This is a genomic window from Nocardiopsis sp. NPDC007018 (genome assembly GCF_040635075.1).
Lineage (GTDB): Bacteria > Actinomycetota > Actinomycetes > Streptosporangiales > Streptosporangiaceae > Nocardiopsis.
This window is the reverse complement of record NZ_JBEYHA010000029.1, coordinates 21166-41180: the sequence shown is the minus strand read 5'-3', so window position 1 is coordinate 41180 and position 20015 is coordinate 21166. Positions and strand designations below refer to the sequence as shown.

Genomic DNA, 20015 nt, shown 5'->3' with positions numbered 1-20015 from the left:
GCCGTCCCGCGGACAGGCCCCTCCCGTGCGGGACGCCCCCGGCCCCGAACGCCCGCGATGGCGGGGGCACCGGCCGGGACGCCCTAGGCTTGGAGGCATGGCGGAGCACATCTACACCATGCAAAACGTGCGCAAGGCGCACGGCGACAAGGTCGTCCTTGACAACGTTTCGGGGTCGTTCCTGCCCGGAGCCAAGATCGGTGTCGTTGGCCCGAACGGTGCCGGTAAGTCGACGCTGCTGAAGATCATGGCCGGCATCGAGCAGCCGTCCAACGGTGAGGCGCGGCTCATGCCCGGGTTCACCGTGGGTCTGCTCGCCCAGGAACCGAAGCTCGACGAGAGCAAGACGGTCCTGGAGAACGTCGAGGACGGCGTCGCCGAGACCAAGTCGATGCTCAACCGCTTCAACGAGATCGCCGAGAAGATGGCGACGGACTACTCCGACGACCTTCTCGAAGAGATGGGCAAGCTCCAGGAACAGCTCGACCACCGCAACGCCTGGGACCTGGACAGCCAGTTGGCCCAGGCCATGGACGCCCTGCGCTGCCCGCCCGGTGACGCCTCCGTCACCCAGCTGTCCGGTGGCGAGAAGCGCCGTGTCGCGCTCTGCAAGCTCCTGCTGGAGGCCCCCGACCTCCTGCTGTTGGACGAGCCCACCAACCACCTGGACGCCGAGAGCGTGAACTGGTTGGAGCAGCACCTGTCGAAGTACGCGGGCACCATCATCGCGATCACTCACGACAGGTACTTCCTCGACCACGTGGCCACGTGGATTCTGGAGCTGGACCGCGGCCAGTTCTACCCCTACGAGGGCAACTACAGCACCTACCTGGAGACCAAGCAGACCCGTCTCAAGGTCGAGGGGCAAAAGGACGCCAAGAAGGCCAAGCGCCTCAAGGACGAGTTGGAGTGGGTCCGCTCCAACGCCAAGGCCCGCCAGACCAAGAGCAAGTCGCGCCTGGCCCGCTACGAGGAGATGGCGGCCGAGGCGGACAAGACCCGCAAGCTGGACTTCGAGGAGATCCAGATCCCGCCGGGTCCGCGTCTGGGTAACACGGTGGTCGAGGTCAAGAACCTCACCAAGGGCTTCGACGACCGGGTCCTCATCGAGGACCTCAGCTTCTCGCTGCCGCCCAACGGCATCGTCGGCATCATCGGCCCCAACGGTGTCGGTAAGACGACCCTGTTCAAGATGATCGTCGGCGAGGAGACCCCCGACGAGGGCAAGATCACCGTGGGCGACACGGTCGACATCTCCTACGTCGACCAGTATCGGGGCCGGATCGACGACTCCAAGAACGTCTGGGAGACCATCTCGGACGGTGAGACCTTCATCGAGGTCGGCAAGGTCGAGATCCCCAGCCGCGCCTACGTCGCCGCCTTCGGTTTCAAGGGCTCCGACCAGCAGAAGTCCGCCGGTGTGCTCTCCGGTGGCGAGCGCAACCGGGTCAACCTGGCGCTCACCCTCAAGCAGGGCGGCAACCTGCTGCTCCTGGACGAGCCCACCAACGACCTGGACGTGGAGACCCTCGGTTCGCTGGAGAACGCCATCCTGGACTTCCCGGGCTGCGCCGTGATCACCTCCCACGACCGCTGGTTCCTGGACCGCGTCGCGACCCACATCCTGGCCTGGGAGGGCGGCTCTTCCTGGTTCTGGTTCGAGGGCAACTTCGAGTCCTACGAGAGGAACAAGATCGAGCGCCTCGGCCCGGAGGCCGCGCGCCCGCACGCGGTCACCCACCGCAAGCTCACCCGCGACTAGTCGCGGGACGAACGTCGGGCCCCGTCGACCGGAGACCTCCGGGCGGCGGGGCCCTCGCGCGTACCGGTGTCCCGGCCCCGGAGGCGCCGACTCCGGTCGTGCGCGAGCCCCTCCGTCCGCCGGTGCGGGGCGCGGACCCTCGCCTCCCGGATCGGCCAGGGGAGGGGGCCCGGGCGTGGCATACCCTGGGGGCGATGACTTCCGCGCGTGATGACCACCAGAGCGCGGGCGAACAGCCCGCCCAAATGACGTTCTACGAGGCCGTGGGCGGTGAGGAGACCTTCACCCGCCTGGTCCGCCGTTTCTACGAGGGCGTCGCCGACGACCCCGTGCTGCGGCCCATGTACCCGGAGGAGGACCTGGGACCCGCCGAGGAGCGGCTGCGCCTGTTCCTCGTCCAGTACTGGGGAGGCCCCCGCACCTACAACGAGCAGCGCGGCCATCCGCGCCTGCGTATGCGCCACGTGCCGTTCCGGATCGGTGCGGCCGAGCGGGACCTGTGGCTCCGGCACATGCGTGACGCCGTGGACTCCCTGGACCTGCCCGAGGTCCTGGAGCGCCAGCTCTGGGAGTACATGGTGATGGCCGCGCACAGCATGGTGAACGTGGCCGAGGAGGCCACGCCTCCGGCGGTGGCCGAGCCGACCTCGCTGCGCGTGGGCGGCGACGGCCGGGTGCGGCGGGACGAGGGGGCGGGCGACGATGACGACGGCGAGGCCGTCACCATCTCCCTGAAGCGGTGACCTCCCCGCTCAGGCGAACCTGTGCAGGAGCGCGCGCTCGGCGTCGTTGAGGCGCCGGGCGCTCTGCGTCGCCACGTCGAAGCCGACCAGGACGGTCTTCGCGCGCAGGTACACGCGGTCGTCGTCGCGGATCTCGTAGTCCATGGTGAAGCTGGCGTTGCGCACCCCGGACACCCACAGCTCCACCCGCACCGGTTCGACCCGGGGCAGCAGGGGAGCGACGTAGTCGGCCTCCTGCCGGGCCACCACCGTGGCGCCGAACGCGTCGGGGTCGTCCCCGCCCGCCCCGAAGTGCAAGAACCCGACCCGGGCGTCTTCCAGGTAGGTCAGCATGCGGACGTTGTTCACGTGCTGCTGCGGGTCGAGGTCGGCGTAGCGCACCTGTGCCAGGTGAACGTACCGCCGGGGCCCGGTGGCCGCCGTGCTCTCGGCCTCGGTCTGTGTCACGTCCTGCGTCCTCTCCGCGGGGTGGGCGCGCCCCGCACCGTGTGGTGCGCGGCACGCCCGGGTTTCGACGATTGTCCCAAACACCACCTGGGAGAACACCGGCGCGGGAGGCCGTCCTCCTGTGTCGTTGATCTCCCCCGGGCGGTGGTCAGGGGGTCGACAGCCCCAGGTGGTGGGCGAGGAAGGCGAGCTGGTCGGCGGTGAGGGCCGCGCTGCGGCTCACCGACCGGGAGCTGTGCCCCACCTCGGCCTCGCGGCGCACCAGGACCGGCTTCTCCCCGATCGGAGCCGAGGTGGCCCACTGCATCTGGGCGCACAGCTTGCGGGCGTGCAGCGGGTCGACCCGGGTGTCGTTGTCGAACACCGTGAACAGGGTGGCCGGGTACCGGGTGCCCTCACGCACGTTGTGGTAGGGCGAGTAGCCCAGCAGCCAGCCCAGCTGTTCGGGGTCCTCGGCGCTGCCGTACTCCACGTTCCACAGCTGACCGAGGCCGAAGCGCTCGTAGCGCACCATGTCGAGGAGCGGGGCCGAACAGACGGCGGCCGAGAACAGGTCCGGGCGCTGGGTGACCATCGTGCCCACCAACAGCCCGCCGTTGCTGCCGCCCATGACGGCGAGCCGCTCCGGAGTGGTGGTCCCGGTGCTGATCAGGTGTTCGGCGGCCGCGGCGCAGTCGTCGAACACGTTCTGCTTGTTGGCGAGCATGCCGCCCCGGTGCCACGCCTCGCCCTCCTCCAGGCCGCCGCGCAGGTTGGCGACGGCGTAGACGCCCCCGGCGCGCACCCACGCCAGGATCGCGGCGGAGTACCCCGGGGTGAGGGAGATCTGGAAGCCGCCGTACCCGTAGAGGATGGTCGGCCTGGGACCGTCGGCGGCCCCGGCGGGGGAGACCACCAGCATGCGGACCGTGGTGCCGTCCTTGGACGTGAAGGCGACCTGCTCGGTGCGGACCTCGGGCAGGTCGATCTCGCCCGGAGGGCTGGCCGCGAGCGTCACCTCCTTGCTGCGGGCGTCGTAGTGGTACACGGACGAGGGACGCGTGTTGTCGGTGTAGCCGAACCACGCCTCGTGCCCGCCCTCGGGGCGGGTGCTCAGCCCGGCGAGGCTGCCCAGTCCCGGCATGGGCAGGGCGCCGAGCCGCTCCCCGGTGGCGGGGTCGTGCCGGGTGACCTCGCTGACGGCGTGGCGGCTCCACACGGCCAGGAGCTCGGGGGTCCCGTGCCCGTCCCAGCCCACCAGGGAGTGGCCCTCCAGGACGGCCTCGGGGTCCTCGGGGATCAGCGTGGTCCAGTTCTCGTACCCGGGCGCCGCCGGGTCGGCGACGCACAGGCGCCCGCGCGGGGCCTCGCGGTCGGTGAACAGGTACAGGCGGCCGTCCCGGCCCACCTGCGGGTGCAGGTCGGAGTCCACGCCCTCCTGGACGGTGACCAGGCGGGGGCTCTCCAGCGGTCCCTCCGTCAGGTCGGCCACCCAGGCGTTGGTGGCCGACGAGGTGCCCCTGACGGAGGTCAGTACGAGCCAGCGACCGTCCCGGCTGACGTCGACCCCGAAGTACTCGGTCTTGTCCCGGTCCTCGCCGAAGACGAGCGCGTCCCGCTCCTCGGAGGTGCCCAGCCGGTGCAGGTAGACGCGACGGTGGTAGGAGGTCTCGTCCTCGGGTACCTCTTCGGGGGGCAGACGCCGCACGTAGTAGAAGGCGGAGGCGTCCGGGAGCCAGGCGACCGGACTGTACCGGGTGCGGTCGATGGGGCCGTCGACGAGCGCGCCGGAGTCGATGTCGATCACGCGCAGCGACGACTCCTCCTTGCCGCCCTCGGAGAGCTGGTAGGCGAGGAGGCGGCCGTCGGGGGAGGGGCGCCAGGCGTCGAGCGTCGTCAGCCCCGAGGGGTCGAGGGCGCCGGGGTCGATCAGGGCGCGTTCGGGGCCGTCACCGTCCCTGACGTGCAGAACGGCGTGTTCCTGGCCGGGCTCGCGCCGGGTGACGAAGCGCCGGTCGCCGCGCCATACCGGGGTTCCGACGTGGCCGGCCCCCATGAGGGAGCGCACCTGGTCGGCGAACCAGTCGTGGGTCACGTAGTCGGCCGACAGCTTCTCGTACAGCTCGTCCTGGGCGTCGGACCACGCCTTGGTGTCCGTGGAGTCGGCGTCCTCCAGCCAGCGGTAGGGGTCGCGGACGGAGTGTCCGTGGAGGGTCTCGTTGATGTCCAGCCGTGTGGCCGGGGGATAGCGGAGTTCGCGCATACTTCGCACCCTATCCACCGGTATCTCACTGTGTGTGTTCGGCGCGGCGGGGGGATCGAACGGGGGCGACCGGACGCACAATGGGTTCCGGAAAGCGACAACGCGCGTTTTCTGGGCGGGCCGCCGTAAATTGGGGTGGCGCCGGAGCGGTCCGAACCAGCAAACTGAATGCGGGACGCAACTCGGCGGGAACCACCGGGAGGTCCGTGTGGCAAGGCGTACGGAGACACCGATCCTCGGGTCGGTGCACAGGGAGGTCACCTGGCTGGCTGATCGGCTGGCCGGGGAAGAGACACGGCGGTCGCTCGCGGCCGTCGGGGTGACGCGATGAGCGCCCGACGCAGCCGGGAGGGTGGTCCAGGCGCCGCCCGCCGCCACGTGCTGCTACTCAACGCCAGCTTCGAACCACTGACGACACTGCCCCTGCGCAGAGCGATACTGCTCGTTCTGCGGGAGAAGGCGGAGGTCGTGCACGACGACGGGGCGGGGGCGGTGCTGCACTCCGCGACGCGCTCCTACGACGTGCCGTCGGTGATCAGGCTTCGGCGCTACATCAGCGTCCCCTACAGCCGCAGGGTGCCCCTCACCCGGGTCGCGTTGATGCGGCGGGACCGGCACATCTGCGGCTACTGCGGGAAGAAGGCGGAGACGATCGACCACGTCATCCCCCGAAGCCGTGGCGGCGCGCACGTGTGGGAGAACGTGGTGGCGGCCTGCAAGCCGTGCAACCACCGGAAGGCGGACAAGTTCCTGGACGAGATCGGCTGGGAGCTGCACATCACCCCGAAGGTGCCGAAGGGCCCCCACTGGCGGTTGATCAACGGTGACCTGCACGGTGATCCCCAGTGGGAACCGTACATGGCACACCTGGCCGCCTAGGAGGCAGCAGGGTCGGAAGTTCCGGGCGTCCCACCCGGCCCAGACAGCGCCCCCGGACGGAGCCGTGACCCGCGGCCCGCCCGGGGGCGTCCCCGCGCGCGGGCCCGCCCGGGGCTGGAGCCGGAGCCCCGTCGCGGCCTATCCTGGACCCATGCCCCGATACGACTTCCGCTGCCGCGAGTGCGGCGACACCTTCGAACTCTCCCGTCCCATGGCGGAGTCCGACACCCCCGCCGACTGCCCCGAGGGGCACGGCGACACCGTGCGCCTGCTGTCCACCGTGGCCGTGGGCGGACGCGCCGCCGCCCCCGCCTCCTCCGGTGGCGGAGGCTGTTGCGGGGGCGGCTGCTGCGGCTGAGTTGCCGGTCTTACCCCTCGATCTGGCTGACGTCGCGCGCGGCGCCCGTGGAGGCCGAGGTGGCCATCGCGGCGTAGGCGCGCAGCGCGGCGGTCACGGGGCGTTCGCGGTCGCGCGGCCGGAACCGCCCCAGCTCCTTGAGCAGGCGTTCCCGGCGGGCGTTCAGCTCCTCTTCGGCGACCTCCAGCACCAGGCCCCGGTGGGGGATGTCGATGCTGATGGTGTCGCCGTCCTCGACCAGGGCGATGTCGCCGCCTGCCGCGGCCTCGGGCGAGGCGTGGCCGATGGACAGCCCCGAGGTGCCGCCGGAGAAGCGGCCGTCGGTGATGAGCGCGCAGGCCTTGCCCAGGCCCCGGCCCTTGAGGAAGCTGGTCGGGTAGAGCATCTCCTGCATCCCGGGACCGCCCCGGGGGCCCTCGTAGCGGATGACGACCACGTCACCGGGTTCGACCCGCTTGTTGAGGATGCCGTCCACGGCGTCGTCCTGCGACTCGAAGACCCGGGCGGGCCCGGAGAAGGTCCACAGCTCCTCCTCCACACCGGCGGTCTTGACGATCGCGCCGTCGGGGGCGAGGTTGCCGAACAGCACGGCCAGGCCGCCGTCCTTGGTGTAGGCGTGCTCGACGGAGCGGACACAGCCGTTCTCGCGGTCGGTGTCCAGGGTGTCCCAGCGGACGCTCTGCGAGTAGGCCTTCGTCGTGCGCACGCCTCCCGGGGCCGCGTGGAAGAGCTCGACGGCCTCGGGCAGCGCCGTGCCGGAGGCGATGTCCCAGTCGGCGAGCAGCTCGCCCACGGTCCTGCCGTGCACGGTGGGCAGCGAGGTGTCGAGCAGGCCGCCCCGGGCCAGTTCGCCCAGGATGGCGGGGATGCCGCCCGCCCGGTGGACGTCCTCGATGTGGTACTTCTCCGTGTTCGGAGCCACCTTGCACAGGCACGGGACGCGGCGGGAGACGGCGTCGATCTCGGGCAGCCCGAAGTCGACGCCCGCCTCGGTGGCGGTGGCGAGCAGGTGCAGGATCGTGTTGGTCGACCCGCCCATGGCCACGTCCAGGGCCATGGCGTTGCCGAAGGCGGCGGGGGTGGCGATGGACAGCGGCAGCACCGAGGCGTCGTCGTCGCGGTAGTAGCGCTGTGCGGCCTCCACGACCAGGCGCCCGGCGTCCTCGTAGAGGGCCTTGCGGGCGGTGTGGGTGGCCAGGACGGTGCCGTTGCCGGGCAGGGCCAGCCCCAGGGCCTCGGTGAGGCAGTTCATGGAGTTGGCGGTGAACATGCCGGAGCAGGAGCCGCAGGTGGGGCAGGCGTTCTCCTCCATCTCGTCCAGCTCGGCCTGCGAGACGCTCTCGTCCGCCGCCGCGATCATGGGGTTGATCAGGTCGAGCTTGCGGACGGTGGTGGCGGTGCCGTCGACCACCGTGACCTTCCCGGCCTCCATGGGGCCGCCGGAGACGAACACGGTGGGGATGTTCAGGCGCATCGCCGCGAGCAGCATGCCCGGGGTGATCTTGTCGCAGTTGGACACGCACACCAGGGCGTCGGCGCAGTGGGCGTTGACCATGTACTCGACGGAGTCGGCGATCAGTTCGCGGCTGGGCAGCGAGTAGAGCATGCCGCCGTGTCCCATCGCGATGCCGTCGTCGACGGCGATGGAGTTGAACTCGCGCGGCACGCCGCCCGCCTGGCGGATGGCGTTCGCGACGACCTCGGCGACCTCGCGCAGGTGCACGTGTCCGGGCACGAACTCCGTGAAACTGTTGGCCACGGCCACGATGGGCTTGCCGAAGTCCTCGCGCTCCACGCCGGTGGCGCGCATGAGGGCGCGGGCACCTGCCATGTTCCTGCCGTGGGTGACCGTGCGTGAGCGTAGGGCTGGCATGGGGTGGACTCCCATCGTCGCGGGTGTTTCCCCACGATGGTAGTCCCCTCCGGGGGTAGCTTCGGTCTCGCCGGGGGAGACGAGCGTTCCGAATGGTGAGATGAGCCGAGGTGGGCGGCGGGGCGCCGGGCGTGCGCGCGGTGCGTCGGAGTCCCGGCCGGACGTGCGAGAGGCCCGGAGGGCGCGGCGGAGCGGCCGGTTCCGGGCCTCGGAGCGGGCGAGGGGGAGGAGGTCAGTAACGTGGCGGCAGGGCCTTCTTCGCGGCCTGGTAGATCTCCTCGATCTCGGTCTCGCTCAGGCGGTCCCGGCCACTGCGCAGCCACTTGCGGACCTTGGTGCCGGTGATGATGTCCACGCCCCGCAGCCGGTGGCTGTCCCAGGGCATGCCCGGACCGTAGATGGCCAGGGAGGCGCGCACCGAGATGTCGCGGCCGAGCTCCTTGCTGATCAGCTCCTCCGCGCGCTTGGCCTCCTCCAGGGCCTCGTCGATGCGTTCGTTCTTGCTGAACCGTCCGTGGTAGAGCTTCTCCAGCTTGTTGCGCAGCGGGAGGCGCTTGTCCCAGGACTCCGAGTCGATGGCGAAGGCTCCGCGCCGACCCACGATGAAGTGGTCGATCTGACCGTTGCCGCCGGGTACGGCGCGTGCGTGGAGGACGCGGTAGCCGAGCTGCTTCATGAGTTTGAGCTGGACCTCCGTGCGGCGCTGGGCGGCGGAGGGCTTGCGCCACCGGGGGATCTCCGACTCACGGCGTGCGCTCCACACCATGACGGAGACCAGGACGCCGAGGCCGATGGTGACGCCGACCCTCCAGTCCCCGGTGAGCATGCCGAAGCCGCCCGCGACCGCTCCGGCCGGGACGCTCCGTATGATCCAGCGACGGACGGCGTCGTTCGACTTCAGGGCCCCGTAGAGGGCCTTGGTGCTGGCCGCGCCGCCTTCCTTGCGCTGGTTGGGGAAGAAGAGGGTTTCGGGCCGTTCGGGCTCCGACCCGCCGGAGGTTGAGCTACGACCGTTCACTCTGGTTGCCGATTCCACGACGGACAGGTTAGTTCCATCCATATCCGAGTCCTAGTGCATGACTTCTCACAGTTTTCTTCCCTGGTGTTCGGGTGCCCAAGCGTGTCCGGGGCGGCTGAACGGGGAAGGATTGCCCTTTCGCCATCTCTCTAGAGAAGTGCCGTCCCCGGCGTGGTGCCCGTTGCCCTACCCGGTTAACCTCGGGTGGCATGACCAGAATCCATGAACTTCCCGCGTACCGGATCGCGGCGTTGGTCCGCAGTCGTGAACTGTCACCTGTTGAGATCGCTGAGCACTTTCTGGATCGTATTCGGAGGTTGGACGACCGATACGGTGCCTACGTTACGGTTACCGAAGAATTGGCTTTGGATCAGGCCCGAAACGCGGAGAAACGGGTCGTGAACGACACGCCGGACGACCTTCCACCGCTCCTCGGGGTCCCCGTGCCGATCAAGGACCTCGACACCGTCGCCGGGGTACGTGTCACGTTCGGCTCACGCGTGTACTCCGACCACGTGGCCCCCCGGGACTCGGCGATGGTCTCCCGGCTGCGCGACGCCGGCGCCGTGTTCCTCGGGAAGACCAACACTCCTGAGTTCGGGTCCACCTGCCACACCGAGAACGGCGTCGCCCCGCCCAGCCGCAACCCCTGGGACACTGATCTCTCCCCGGGCGGTTCCAGCGGGGGCGCGGCCGCCGCCGTGGCCGCAGGGCTCGCGCCGGTCGCCCAGGCCAGCGACGGCGGCGGCTCCGTCCGCATCCCCGCCAGCGTCTGCGGCCTGTTCGGGCTCAAGCCCACCCGGGGCCGGATCTCCCTCGGCCCGGACCGGGCCGACTTCCACGGGCTGTCGACGGCGGGGCCGATCACCCGTTCCGTCCTGGACGCCGCGCTGATGCTGGACGCCATGGAGTGCCACCTGCCCGGGGACCTCCACACCGCCCCTCCGCCCCCCGGCGGCGGGACCTTCGTGGACCACGCCCGGCGCGAACCGGGCAGGTTGCGCGTCGCCCGTTACCGCGACACCGGGGCCACCGGTATCGGAGTCCACCCCGACGTGGTCGCCGCGCACGAGGACACCACCCGGCTGCTCCTGGAACTCGGGCACGAGGTCGAGGAGATCGACAACCCCGGTGAGACCGTCTTCGGGGGCTCCTACTTGGAGGACTTCCAGTACCTGTGGGCCGCGATCGCCTCGGCCTCGCCCGTCGACCCGGCACGCGAGAACGAGCTCACTCCGATCAACCGCTGGCTGCGCGAACGTGCCCGCCGGACCACCGTGCCCGAGCTGATGGCGGCCACCGCCCGCCTCCAGCACGGCACACGGGCCCTGCTCGCGGCCACGTCCGGCTTCGACGCCGTCCTGAGCCCCACGCTGGCCCGGCCGGCGGTGCCGATCGGGCACTTCACCTCGGGCGGGCCCGAGGAGGAGTTCCGGCTCATGACCGAGTTCACGCCGTTCACGTCGCTCTACAACGTGACCGGTCAGCCCTCGGTGAGCGTCCCGCTGCACTGGTCGTCGGAGGGACTGCCGATCGGTTCCATGCTCACGGGGCGGATGGGGGGAGAGGGGACCCTGCTGTCCCTGTCGGCCCAGCTGGAGCGGGCACGCCCGTGGGCGCACCGGGTCCCCCCGGGATGGACGGACTGACCTGCTCCCGGGCGGCGCTGCCCGGGGCCGGGGCCGAGGCTCCCGCGGCCCCGGAGAACCGTCCCAGGAAGAGGCTCAGCACGGCGGACAGCAGGACCATGACGGTGGCGCCCAGCGCCCCGCCCGCGATGCCGACGGAGTCCACCAGCGCACCGGTCAGCGGTCCCGCCAACGCGGCGCCGACGCTCATGGCGGTGGCCATCCAGCCGAAGGCCTCCGCTCTGCGGTGGGCGGGGGCGGTGTCGCCCAGGCGGCCCATCACGGCGGCCAGGGTGGGGGCCAGCGCCAGTCCCGACACGAAGAGCAGCGGGGTGAGCAGCAGAGGGGTCGGAAGGTGGCTGACCGGGGGCATGAAGGGGATCAGCACCGCGATGCCCAGGGCGGCGGCGAAGGCGCGCAGTGACAGCCGCGGCCTGCCCCGCAGCGACCCGGCCACCGCGCCGCCCACCAGGGAGCCCAGCGCCCACACCGAGGCCAGCACCATGACGTAGTGGGGAGCGCCCAGCTCGTTGGCCCAGGCCACGATCACCAGGTCCATGCCGACCACGCCGGAGACGATCATCCCGCACATGGCGAACAGCAGGAAGAGGGCCGGGAGCAGGAGCAGGCTGCGGTCGGCCCGGCCGGAGCGGCGGCCGCCCGTACCGTCCCCGTCGGCCTCCGCCGGGCGCTCGGCCGGTCCGGTGACCCCCGCGCGGCGCAGTGAGAGTGCGAACCCCACCGCTCCAAGCAACCCCAGAACCCCCAGGAGCAGCAGGGCCCAGCGGGGGCCGGCCATCGCCACGACACCGGCGGTGAGGATGGGCGAGAAGACGAACACCAACTCCTGGGTGGTGGCCTCGGCCGCGTAGATCGCCTGCCGTTCGGGACCCGTCGTCAGGCGCGGCCACAGGGCGCGCACGATCTGGTTGGCCGGGGTACCGAACAACCCGGTGCCCAGGGCCAGCGGCAGGGAGACCCACCACAGCGAGGCGGGCAGCAGCGCCAGGGTCGTCAATCCGACCGTGAACACCACCCCGCACACGAGCACCAGACGGTCGCTGTGGCCGCGGTCGGCCATGCGCCCGCGCAACGGTCCCACCAGTGCCATGCCCAGGGTGAACGCGCCCGCCACCAGCCCCGCCAGGGTGTACGAGCCCGTCCATCCCTGAACCAGGAACGTCACCCCGATCATCAGCCCCGGCGTGTAGAACCTGGCCGCGAGGGACCAGGACAGCAGGGACAGGACGTGGGGCACGGCGAACAGCCGTCGGTAGTTGGCGAGCACGTGTTCGATTATGCAGCTCCCACCGGGTCTTCCGCCACGGGATTGCGGCCCGGTCCACGCACGCGCGGGGGCGGCTGAGAGGGGCGCCGCGCGGACCCGGAAGGGCGCCGCGCGGGCGACCCGCGTACGCGTTCTGACCCCACACCGTGGCGTCCTCCCGTGTACGCGCGCTCCCGTGGGGCATGATCGGTGTCTGTGAGGGACGTTGAGCTGACCCGGCTGGCCGGGCGCCACGGGATCGCGACCGCGTACGAGGACTGGCGGGGCCGACGGGTGTCCGTCGGTCCGGACACGATCCGCCATGTCCTGACGGCCCTGGGGGTGGACCCGGCCGACCCCGGCCCGGACCCCGGGCGCGGTCTCCTGCCGCCCGCCGTGGTGGTGCGCGAGGGCAAGGCACCCGACCTGGCGCTGCCCGAGGGCGCACGCTGTTCGGTGGAGACGGCGGACGGCGCACTGCTGCCGTTCGATCCCGGGCTGCCCCTGGGCGCGCACACCCTGAGGGTGACCGACCAGGGGGTCGAGCACGACTCCCCGATCCTGGTCGTCCCCGACCGGATCGACCCCACCGCCCTGCGTGAGCACCGCCGCCTGTGGGGGCTCATGGCCCAGGTCTACAGCGTGCGCTCGCGAGCCTCCTGGGGAACCGGCGACCTGCGCGACCTCTCCGAGCTCGCCGAGTGGAGCGCCCGGGACCTGGGCGCCGACTTCACCCTGATCAACCCGGTGCACGCGAGCGGGCCCGCGACACCGCTCGAACCCTCCCCGTACCTGCCGGTCAGCCGCCGCTACTCCAGCCCCCTGTACATCCGGGTGGAGGACGTCCCCGAGTACGCGCGGCTCGACCCCTCCCAGCGTGAGGGCATCCAGCGCCTGGCCCGGCCGTTGCGCGAGCGCGGCCGCACCGCCGACCTCCTGGACCGCGACGCCGTCTGGGAGGCCAAGCGCGCCGCCCTGGAGATCCTCTTCCAGGTGTCGCGCGCACCGGGCCGGGAGGAGGCCCTGCGCCACTACCTCGAACGCGAGGGCCAGCCCCTGGTGGAGTTCGCGACGTGGTCGGCCCTGGCGGAGGAGCACGGCCCCGACCACCGTGCCTGGCCCCCGGAACTGCGCGACGTGGGCTCGCTCGCGGTCGGACGGCGCGCCCTGGACCTGTGGCCGCGCGTGGAGTTCCACCGCTGGCTCCAGTGGGTCCTGGACGAACAGCTCGCCCGTGCCCAGGACGGCGCCCTCGACAGCGGCATGGCCCTGGGGATCGTGCACGACCTCGCCATCGGCGTGCGCGCGGGCGGCGCCGACGCCTGGATGTACGGCGACGCCCTCGTGCCCGGGCTGCACGCGGGTGCCCCGCCGGACGAGTTCAACCGGCGGGGCCAGGACTGGGGACAGCCGCCCTGGAACCCGAACCGCCTGGCCGAACTGGGCTACGGGCCGTTCCGGCAGATCGTCTCGCAGGCGCTGCGGCACGCGGGCGGCCTGCGGATGGATCACGTCATGGGCCTGTTCCGCCTCTGGTGCGTGCCCGAGGGGGCCTCTCCCGACCAGGGCACCTACCTGCGCTACGACCACGAGGGCATGGTCGGTGCGCTGCTCCTGGAGGCGCGCCGCGCCGACGCGGTGGTCGTCGGCGAGGATCTGGGCACCGTCGAACCGTGGGTGCGCGACCACCTCGCCGACCGCGGTGTGCTCGGCACCTCCGTCCTGTGGTTCGAGAACGACGGGGACGGGGAGCCGCTCACCCCCGACGGGTGGCGGCGGGACTGCCTGGCCACCGTGGCCACGCACGACCTGCCGCCGGTCTCCTCCTACCTGTCCGCCGAGCACGTGGAGCTGCGCGCCCGCCTCGGACTGCTGGACCGGCCGGTGGCCGAGGAGCGGGCGGCCTCCGAGGCGCGGGTGGCCCAGTGGTGCGCGCTCCTGGTGTACCTGGGGTTGTTGGAGGAGGACGCCGACCCGGTCGGCGACCCCGCGTCCGTGGTCGCGGCGATGCACGCCTACCTGGCGGCCACCCCGTCGCGGATGCTGGGCGTCGCGCTCACCGACCTGGTGGGGGAGCGCCGCATGCAGAACCAGCCGGGCACCAGCACCGAGTACCCGAACTGGCGGATACCGCTCACCAGCGGCGAGGGCGAACCGGTCCTGGTGGACGAACTGCTCGCCGACCCCCGGATGGTCGCCCGCGTACGCAGGGCGCTGGGGCCCCTGGGCCACCGGGGACACGGTCTGTAGCCGCAGACGGACCGGGTCCGCACACGGGACGGCCCCCGGGCGCACACGCGCACGGGGGCCGTCCCGCTCGTCACGGTGGTGCCGGTCAGCCTTCCTCACCGGCGGCGGCGTCCCTGGCGCGGGCGCGCAGGGCGCGCTCCACACCGGCCCGCCCCTCGATCAGCAGGCGGTACAGCGCCGGAGCGGGGGAGTGCTCCGCGATGTAGGCGTCGGTGCGCTCCAGGGTCGCCTCCTCCACGAGCTGGCTCGGGTAGACCACCTCGGCGAAGGTCTGCGCGAACTCACCCGTCCACTTCTCCCAGGCCGGGGCCAGCTGGGCGAAGTACCGCTCCAGGTAGGGGCGGTACAGCTCCGCCTGACGCGGCTCAGTGAAGCCCAGAAGGGTGGCGCGGAACTCGGCGTTGGCCAGCTCCCCGCCGACGATCCGCTCCCACGCGGTCTCCTTGGCCTCGGCCGTGGGGATCGCCGCCCGGGCGCCCGCGGCGTTGCGCTGCCCGGCGGCCGTCGGGTCGGCCTCCAGCTCGGCGGCGATCTCGGCCTCTCCCGCCTCACCGGCGGCGACCAGGCGGCGCAGCAGGGTCCAGCGCAGGTCCGTGTCGACCTCCAGGCCCTCCACGGTGATCGCGCCGTCCAGCAACCCGCGCAGCAGGGACAGGTGGGCGTCGGTCACGGCGGCGTCGGCCAGGGCGTTGACGTAGGCCAGCTGGAGGTCGCCGCCGGGCTCGGCGGACGACAGAAGCTCGCTCAGCCGGTCGGCCAGCCGGGCGAAACCGGTCGGGCGCCACTCCGGGTCGGCGTAGTTGAACAGCGCCCCCGACGCCTGGCGGAGCAGGGTCTGGGCCACGGTGACGTCGTCGACGCCGCTGATCCCGGAGATCACCAGGTCGACGTAGTCCCGGGCCGCCATCTCGCCGTCGCGGGTCATGTCCCAGGCGGCGCCGAAGGCGAGCGCGCGCGGCAGCGACTCGCGAATGCGGCCCGCGCCCTCCACCACCGTGCGCAGGGAGCGCTCGTCCAGACGGATCTTGGTGAAGGTCAGGTCGTCGTCGTTGATGAGCACCAGGTCCGGCCGCGCCCTGCCCACCAGCTCGGCGACCTCGGTACGCGCGCCGCTGACGTCCAGCTCCACGCGCTCGCGTCGCACGACGCCGTCGGCGGTGCGGTCGTACAGGCCCACGGCCAGCCGGTGCGAGCGCAGCGTGGGGTGCTCGGGGTCGGCCTCCTGGAGGACCGCGAACGACGTGAAGTTCCCGTCCGCGTCCACCTCGAACTCCGGGCGCATGGTGTTGACGCCCGTGGTCTCCAACCATTCCTTCGACCAGCCGGACAGGTCGCGGCCGGAGGCGGCCTCCAGGTGCTTGAGGAGGTCGCGCAGCTCGGTGTTGCCGAACGCGTTCTCCTTGAAGTAGGCGCGCACGCCCGCGAAGAACGCGTCCACGCCCACGTACGCGGCCAGCTGCTTGAGGACCGAGGCGCCCTTGGCGTAGGTGATGCCGTCGAAGTTGACCTCCACCGCCTGGATGTCGACCATGTCGGCGGCGATGGGGTGGGTCGAGGGCAGCTGGTCCTGGCGCAGCGCCCACGCCTTCTCCACGTTGGCGAAGGTCGTCCAGGCGTCTGACCACTGGGTGGCGTTGACCTGGCAGTACACGCTCGCGTAGGTCGCGAACGACTCGTTCAGCCACAGGTCGTCCCACCAGCGCATGGTGACGAGGTCGCCGAACCACATGTGCGCCATCTCGTGCAGGATCGTCTCGGCGCGCCGCTCGTAGCGGGCGTCGGTGACCCGCGAGCGGAAGACGTAGTCCTCCAGGAAGGTGACAGCGCCCGCGTTCTCCATGGCGCCCGCGTTGAACTCGGGCACGAACAGCTGGTCGTACTTGCCGAACGGGTAGCGCAGGTCGAACAGGCCGTGGAAGAAGTCGAAGCCCTGCTTGGTGACCTCGAACAGCGCCTCGGAGTCCAGGTGTTCGGCGAGCGAGGCGCGGCAGTACAGGCCCAGCGGGATGCCGTCGTGCTCGTCGCGGACCACGTGGTAGGGGCCGGCGATCAGCGCGGTGATGTAGGTGGACATGACCTGGGTCGCGGGGAAGTGCCAGCGCACGCGCTCCTCGCCCGCCGCCTCGCGCTCCACGTCCGGGGCGCTGTTGGAGACGACCTCCCACGACGGCGGGGCGAACACGGTCAGCTCGAACGTGGCCTTGAGGTCGGGCTGGTCGAAGCACGTGAACATGCGGTGCGCGTCGGCCGTCTCGAACTGGCTGTACAGGTACACCGAGTCGTCGACCGGATCGACGAAGCGGTGCAGGCCCTCGCCCGTGCGCATGTAGGCGGCGTCGGCCACCACCGTCAGCTCGTTCTCCGCGGCCAGGTCCGGCAGGGTGAGCCGCTCGCCGTCGAACAGCTGGTCCGCGTCCAGCTCGCGCCCGTTCAGGACGGCGCTGCGCACACTCGGCGCCGCCAGGTCGACGAAGGTCCGCGCACCCGGTTCCGAACTGGAGAAGCGCACCGCGGTGGTGGACCGGAAGGTCTCGTCACCGGTGGTGAGGTCCAGCTCCACGGCGTAGGAGTCCACGCTGAGAATGCGGGCCCGCTCCTTGGCCTCGTCCCGTGTCAGGTTCCCTGCCACGCCACGCTCCCTTCACGGCCGTCTTCGTCGTCGGCCGGAATCGGTTGTCGACCGGGTCGAGCCCGCCGACCGGGGGTGGGCCGTCGGGGTCGGAGGTCGTTGTCGTCGGATCGATCCTGCCACGCACCGGACTGGAATGCGCAACCGATCACCGTGGTTGACGATCGGTGGTGGGGGTGCGTCCGGGCTCGGTCGCGCGGCCACCGGAACCGACCTTCCCCCGGGGCCGTCACCTCGGCCCCAGACGAGGAGCAGTGATGAACGAGACCCCCGCGCGGTCCGGTGAGCGGGAGACCGTGTACGCGGACATGTGGTTCGACCCGGCCTGCCCCTGGGCGTGGATCACCTCCCGCTGGCTGCTGGAGGTCGAGACGGTCCGCCCCGTGACCGTGCGCTGGCACGTGATGAGCCTGAGCGTGCTCAACGAGGGACGTGACCTGCCCGAGGACTACCGGCGTTTCAACGACCAGGCGTGGGGGGCCGTGCGCGTGTGCGTGGCGGCCGAACAGCGCTTCGGCCCCGAGGTGCTGGGCGCCCTCTACACGGCCCTGGGCACCCGCTACCACCACGAGGGCGAGCCGCGGACCACCGACACCCTGCGGGCCGCGCTGGCCGACGCCGGGCTGCCGGAGGACCTGGCCGAGGCCGCCGACTCCACCGCGTACGATGAGGCCCTGCGCGCCTCGCACGCCGAGGCGATGAAGCTGGTGGGGGAGGACGTCGGCACGCCCGTCGTCCAGGTGGAGGACGTGGCCTTCTTCGGCCCGGTCGTCTCCCCGGTCCCGCGCGGCGAGGCCGCCGGGAAGCTGTGGGACGGCGTGCGCCTGGTCGCCGGCACCGACGGGTTCTTCGAGCTCAAGCGCACCCGCACGCGCTCACCCATCTTCGACTGACCACCGGGAGTACCGATGCCAGGGCCTGACGGCGACCGCCGCGCCACCTTCCTCGACGACCTCGACCTCCTGCCCGACACCACGAGCGACGAACGTTCCGAGGGGTGGGGCGACAGCGACGAGGACTCCACCGCGCGGCTGATCGCCGACCGGCCCCCGCACTGGGGCTGACCCGCGAGCGGCGCACGGCGCGGCTCCGACACACGCCTTCGGGGCGGGTGACCGTGGTTCCCGCGGCCACTCGCCCCGAACCCGTTCCGGACCCGGGCCGCCCTGGCCAACCCGAACCGCGTTCTGCGACAGTGGGGCCATGCGATCCCTCTACATCGACGGCGCCTGGCGCGACTCCGCCTCCACCGAGGCCATCGACGTGGTCAACCCGGCGACCGAACAGGTCATCGACACCGTCCCGGCGGGGGCCGCCGCCGACGTCGACGCCGCGGTCGCCGCGGCCGGAGCGGCCCTCCCCGCGTGGTCCGCGCTCTCCCCGGGCCAGCGCGTCACCCACCTGTCCCGCGCGCTGGAACTGTTCGAGGCGGGGCTCGACGAGGTCGCCCGCGTGCTCACCGCCGACGTGGGCGCCCCCGCCACCTTCGCGACCAAGGTGCAGGCCGGGCTGCCCGCGCGCGTGTTCCGCACCTACATCGATCTCGTCGAGGAGCACGGGGAGCGCTACTTCGGCGGCGAGGAGGTCGGCAACAGCCTGGTCGTGCACGAGCCGGTCGGCGTGGTCGGCGCCATCACCCCGTGGAACTACCCGTTGCACCAGGTCGTCCTGAAGGTCGTCCCCGCCCTCCTCGCGGGCAACACCGTGGTGCTCAAGCCGAGCGAGGTCGCACCGCTCAGCGCCTACTGGCTCGCGGGGGTCCTGCACGAGGCCGGTCTGCCCGCGGGCGTGTTCAACCTGGTCTCCGGCACCGGGGCCGTGGTGGGCGAGGCGATCGCCGCCCACCCCGGAGTGGACATGGTCTCCTTCACCGGTTCCACCCGCGCCGGAGTCCGGGTGTCGCGGGTGGCGGCCGAGACGGTCAAGCGGGTCTCCCTGGAACTGGGCGGGAAGTCGCCCAACGTGATCCTGCCCGGTGCCGACCTCGCCAAGGCGGTCAGGCGCGGTGTCGCCGACGTCATGCGCAACACCGGCCAGAGCTGCAACGCCCTCACCCGTATGCTCGTGCACCGCGACTCCTACGAGGAGGCGGTGGAACTGGCCGCCGCCTCCGCCGCCAAGTACGTCCCGGGCGACCCCGAGGACGACTCCACCCGTCTGGGACCGCTGGTCTCCGCCGCGCAGCGGGACCGGGTCCGCTCCTACGTCGACCTCGGCATGGAGGAGGGCGCCCGGGTGGTCACCGGCGGACCCGGGCCGGTCGAGGAGCGGCCCGTGGGCTACTACGTCCGCCCGACCGTCCTCGCCGACGTGCGCAACGACATGCGTGTCGCCCAGGAGGAGATCTTCGGCCCGGTCCTGGCCCTCATCCCCTACGACACCGTCGAGGAGGCGGTGCGGATCGCCAACGACACCGTGTACGGGCTCAGCGCCGCCGTGTGGTCGGCCGACCCCGACGAGGGGATGGCGGTGGCCCGGCGCCTGCGCGCGGGACAGGTCGAACTGAACGGCGGCGCGCTCAACCCCCGCGCCCCCTTCGGCGGGTACAAGCGCTCCGGCAACGGTCGCGAGTGGGGACTGCCGGGCCTGGTGGAGTTCTGCGAGGTCAAGTCCGTGCAACGGTGAACCCTGTGGCCGTTCTCACCGCCCTTACCATGGTCCGACGGAATCGGACCCGGTGACGCGCGCGTTGTGCCGTGTGGAAAGATTCCGACTGGTCATCCCCTGGTCGAAACCAATCGAGGTGTGAGTTGAGCAACAAGCCCGCGGTCTCCAAGGCAGGTCCCCTCAGTAAGGACCTCAAGTCGATCCTCGTGTACAACCTGATCGCGATCCTGTCGATGGCGGGCTTCGCCGCCCTCGGTCTGAGCGTCGCGGCGGCCGCCGCCGGGGCCTGAACCCGCGACCGGCACGACGCGC

16 protein-coding genes are annotated in these 20015 nt (G+C 71.6%); 10 read left to right on the top strand and 6 right to left on the bottom strand.

Translation table 11 applies throughout. The features are described 5' to 3' along the window. Positions 1-97: 97 nt before the first annotated feature. Complete coding sequence (gene ettA, locus ABZ635_RS17210; protein WP_357765773.1) at positions 98-1762, top strand: energy-dependent translational throttle protein EttA; 1665 nt, start codon at positions 98-100, stop codon at positions 1760-1762. A 194-nt stretch (positions 1763-1956) separates the two neighbouring features. Next, positions 1957-2505 carry a globin gene (locus ABZ635_RS17205; RefSeq protein WP_357765732.1) on the top strand — a complete coding sequence of 183 codons (549 nt, stop codon included), beginning with the start codon at positions 1957-1959 and terminating at the stop codon, positions 2503-2505. Positions 2506-2514: 9 nt separating this feature from the next. Here the strand turns inward: ABZ635_RS17205 and ABZ635_RS17200 are convergent, their stop codons facing one another. Together ABZ635_RS17200 and ABZ635_RS17195 are read right to left on the bottom strand one after the other, a co-directional pair. Beyond that, positions 2515-2952 (bottom strand): thioesterase family protein, encoded by a 438-nt coding sequence (locus tag ABZ635_RS17200; RefSeq protein ID WP_357765729.1) that lies wholly within the window; start codon positions 2950-2952, stop codon positions 2515-2517. 148 nt (positions 2953-3100) lie between these two features. Further along, positions 3101-5194 (bottom strand): prolyl oligopeptidase family serine peptidase, encoded by a 2094-nt coding sequence (locus ABZ635_RS17195; RefSeq protein WP_357765727.1) that lies wholly within the window; start codon positions 5192-5194, stop codon positions 3101-3103. A 378-nt stretch (positions 5195-5572) separates the two neighbouring features. Between ABZ635_RS17195 and ABZ635_RS17190 the strand changes: the two genes are divergently transcribed. Together ABZ635_RS17190 and ABZ635_RS17185 are read left to right on the top strand one after the other, a co-directional pair. After that, entirely contained in the window at positions 5573-6073 is a 501-nt protein-coding gene (locus ABZ635_RS17190) for an HNH endonuclease (protein ID WP_017545170.1), read from the top strand. Between the two features lie 151 nt (positions 6074-6224). Then, entirely contained in the window at positions 6225-6431 is a 207-nt protein-coding gene (locus ABZ635_RS17185; protein ID WP_357765724.1) for a zinc ribbon domain-containing protein, read from the top strand. Positions 6432-6441: 10 nt separating this feature from the next. Here ABZ635_RS17185 and ilvD read toward each other — a convergent pair whose 3' ends face one another. Together ilvD and ABZ635_RS17175 are read right to left on the bottom strand one after the other, a co-directional pair. Beyond that, the gene (ilvD, locus tag ABZ635_RS17180) at positions 6442-8304 is read right to left on the bottom strand and encodes a dihydroxy-acid dehydratase (protein WP_357765721.1); all 1863 of its coding nucleotides are present in this window, start codon (positions 8302-8304) and stop codon (positions 6442-6444) included. Between the two features lie 232 nt (positions 8305-8536). Continuing rightward, positions 8537-9322 (bottom strand): nuclease-related domain-containing protein, encoded by a 786-nt coding sequence (locus ABZ635_RS17175; protein WP_357765769.1) that lies wholly within the window; start codon positions 9320-9322, stop codon positions 8537-8539. A gap of 209 nt (positions 9323-9531) precedes the next feature. Between ABZ635_RS17175 and ABZ635_RS17170 the strand changes: the two genes are divergently transcribed. Next, on the top strand, positions 9532-10971 hold the full coding sequence (locus tag ABZ635_RS17170; RefSeq protein ID WP_357765719.1) for an amidase: 1440 nt from the start codon (positions 9532-9534) through the stop codon (positions 10969-10971). On the opposite strand, the gene ABZ635_RS17165 is transcribed toward ABZ635_RS17170, so the two are convergent. Next, positions 10868-12238 (bottom strand): MFS transporter, encoded by a 1371-nt coding sequence (locus tag ABZ635_RS17165; protein WP_357765716.1) that lies wholly within the window; start codon positions 12236-12238, stop codon positions 10868-10870. The genes ABZ635_RS17170 and ABZ635_RS17165 overlap by 104 nt on opposite strands. 195 nt (positions 12239-12433) lie before the next feature. Between ABZ635_RS17165 and malQ the strand changes: the two genes are divergently transcribed. Beyond that, positions 12434-14467 (top strand): 4-alpha-glucanotransferase, encoded by a 2034-nt coding sequence (malQ, locus tag ABZ635_RS17160; RefSeq protein ID WP_357765713.1) that lies wholly within the window; start codon positions 12434-12436, stop codon positions 14465-14467. Positions 14468-14552: 85 nt separating this feature from the next. Here the strand turns inward: malQ and pepN are convergent, their stop codons facing one another. Continuing rightward, positions 14553-17096: an aminopeptidase N gene (gene pepN, locus ABZ635_RS17155; protein ID WP_357765711.1), complete on the bottom strand. Its 2544-nt coding sequence runs from the start codon at positions 17094-17096 to the stop codon at positions 14553-14555. 257 nt (positions 17097-17353) lie between these two features. On the opposite strand from pepN, the gene ABZ635_RS17150 reads away from it, so the two are divergent. The 4 genes from ABZ635_RS17150 to ABZ635_RS17135 all read left to right on the top strand — a co-directional run bounded on the left by ABZ635_RS17150 (position 17354) and on the right by ABZ635_RS17135 (position 19993). Then, positions 17354-17989: a DsbA family protein gene (locus ABZ635_RS17150; RefSeq protein ID WP_357765708.1), complete on the top strand. Its 636-nt coding sequence runs from the start codon at positions 17354-17356 to the stop codon at positions 17987-17989. A gap of 15 nt (positions 17990-18004) precedes the next feature. Then, on the top strand, positions 18005-18160 hold the full coding sequence (locus ABZ635_RS17145) for a hypothetical protein (RefSeq protein WP_357765705.1): 156 nt from the start codon (positions 18005-18007) through the stop codon (positions 18158-18160). A gap of 139 nt (positions 18161-18299) precedes the next feature. Further along, positions 18300-19721: an aldehyde dehydrogenase family protein gene (locus ABZ635_RS17140; protein WP_357765702.1), complete on the top strand. Its 1422-nt coding sequence runs from the start codon at positions 18300-18302 to the stop codon at positions 19719-19721. Between the two features lie 125 nt (positions 19722-19846). Beyond that, positions 19847-19993: a hypothetical protein gene (locus tag ABZ635_RS17135; protein ID WP_357765699.1), complete on the top strand. Its 147-nt coding sequence runs from the start codon at positions 19847-19849 to the stop codon at positions 19991-19993. The last annotated feature ends 22 nt before the right edge of the window (positions 19994-20015 follow it).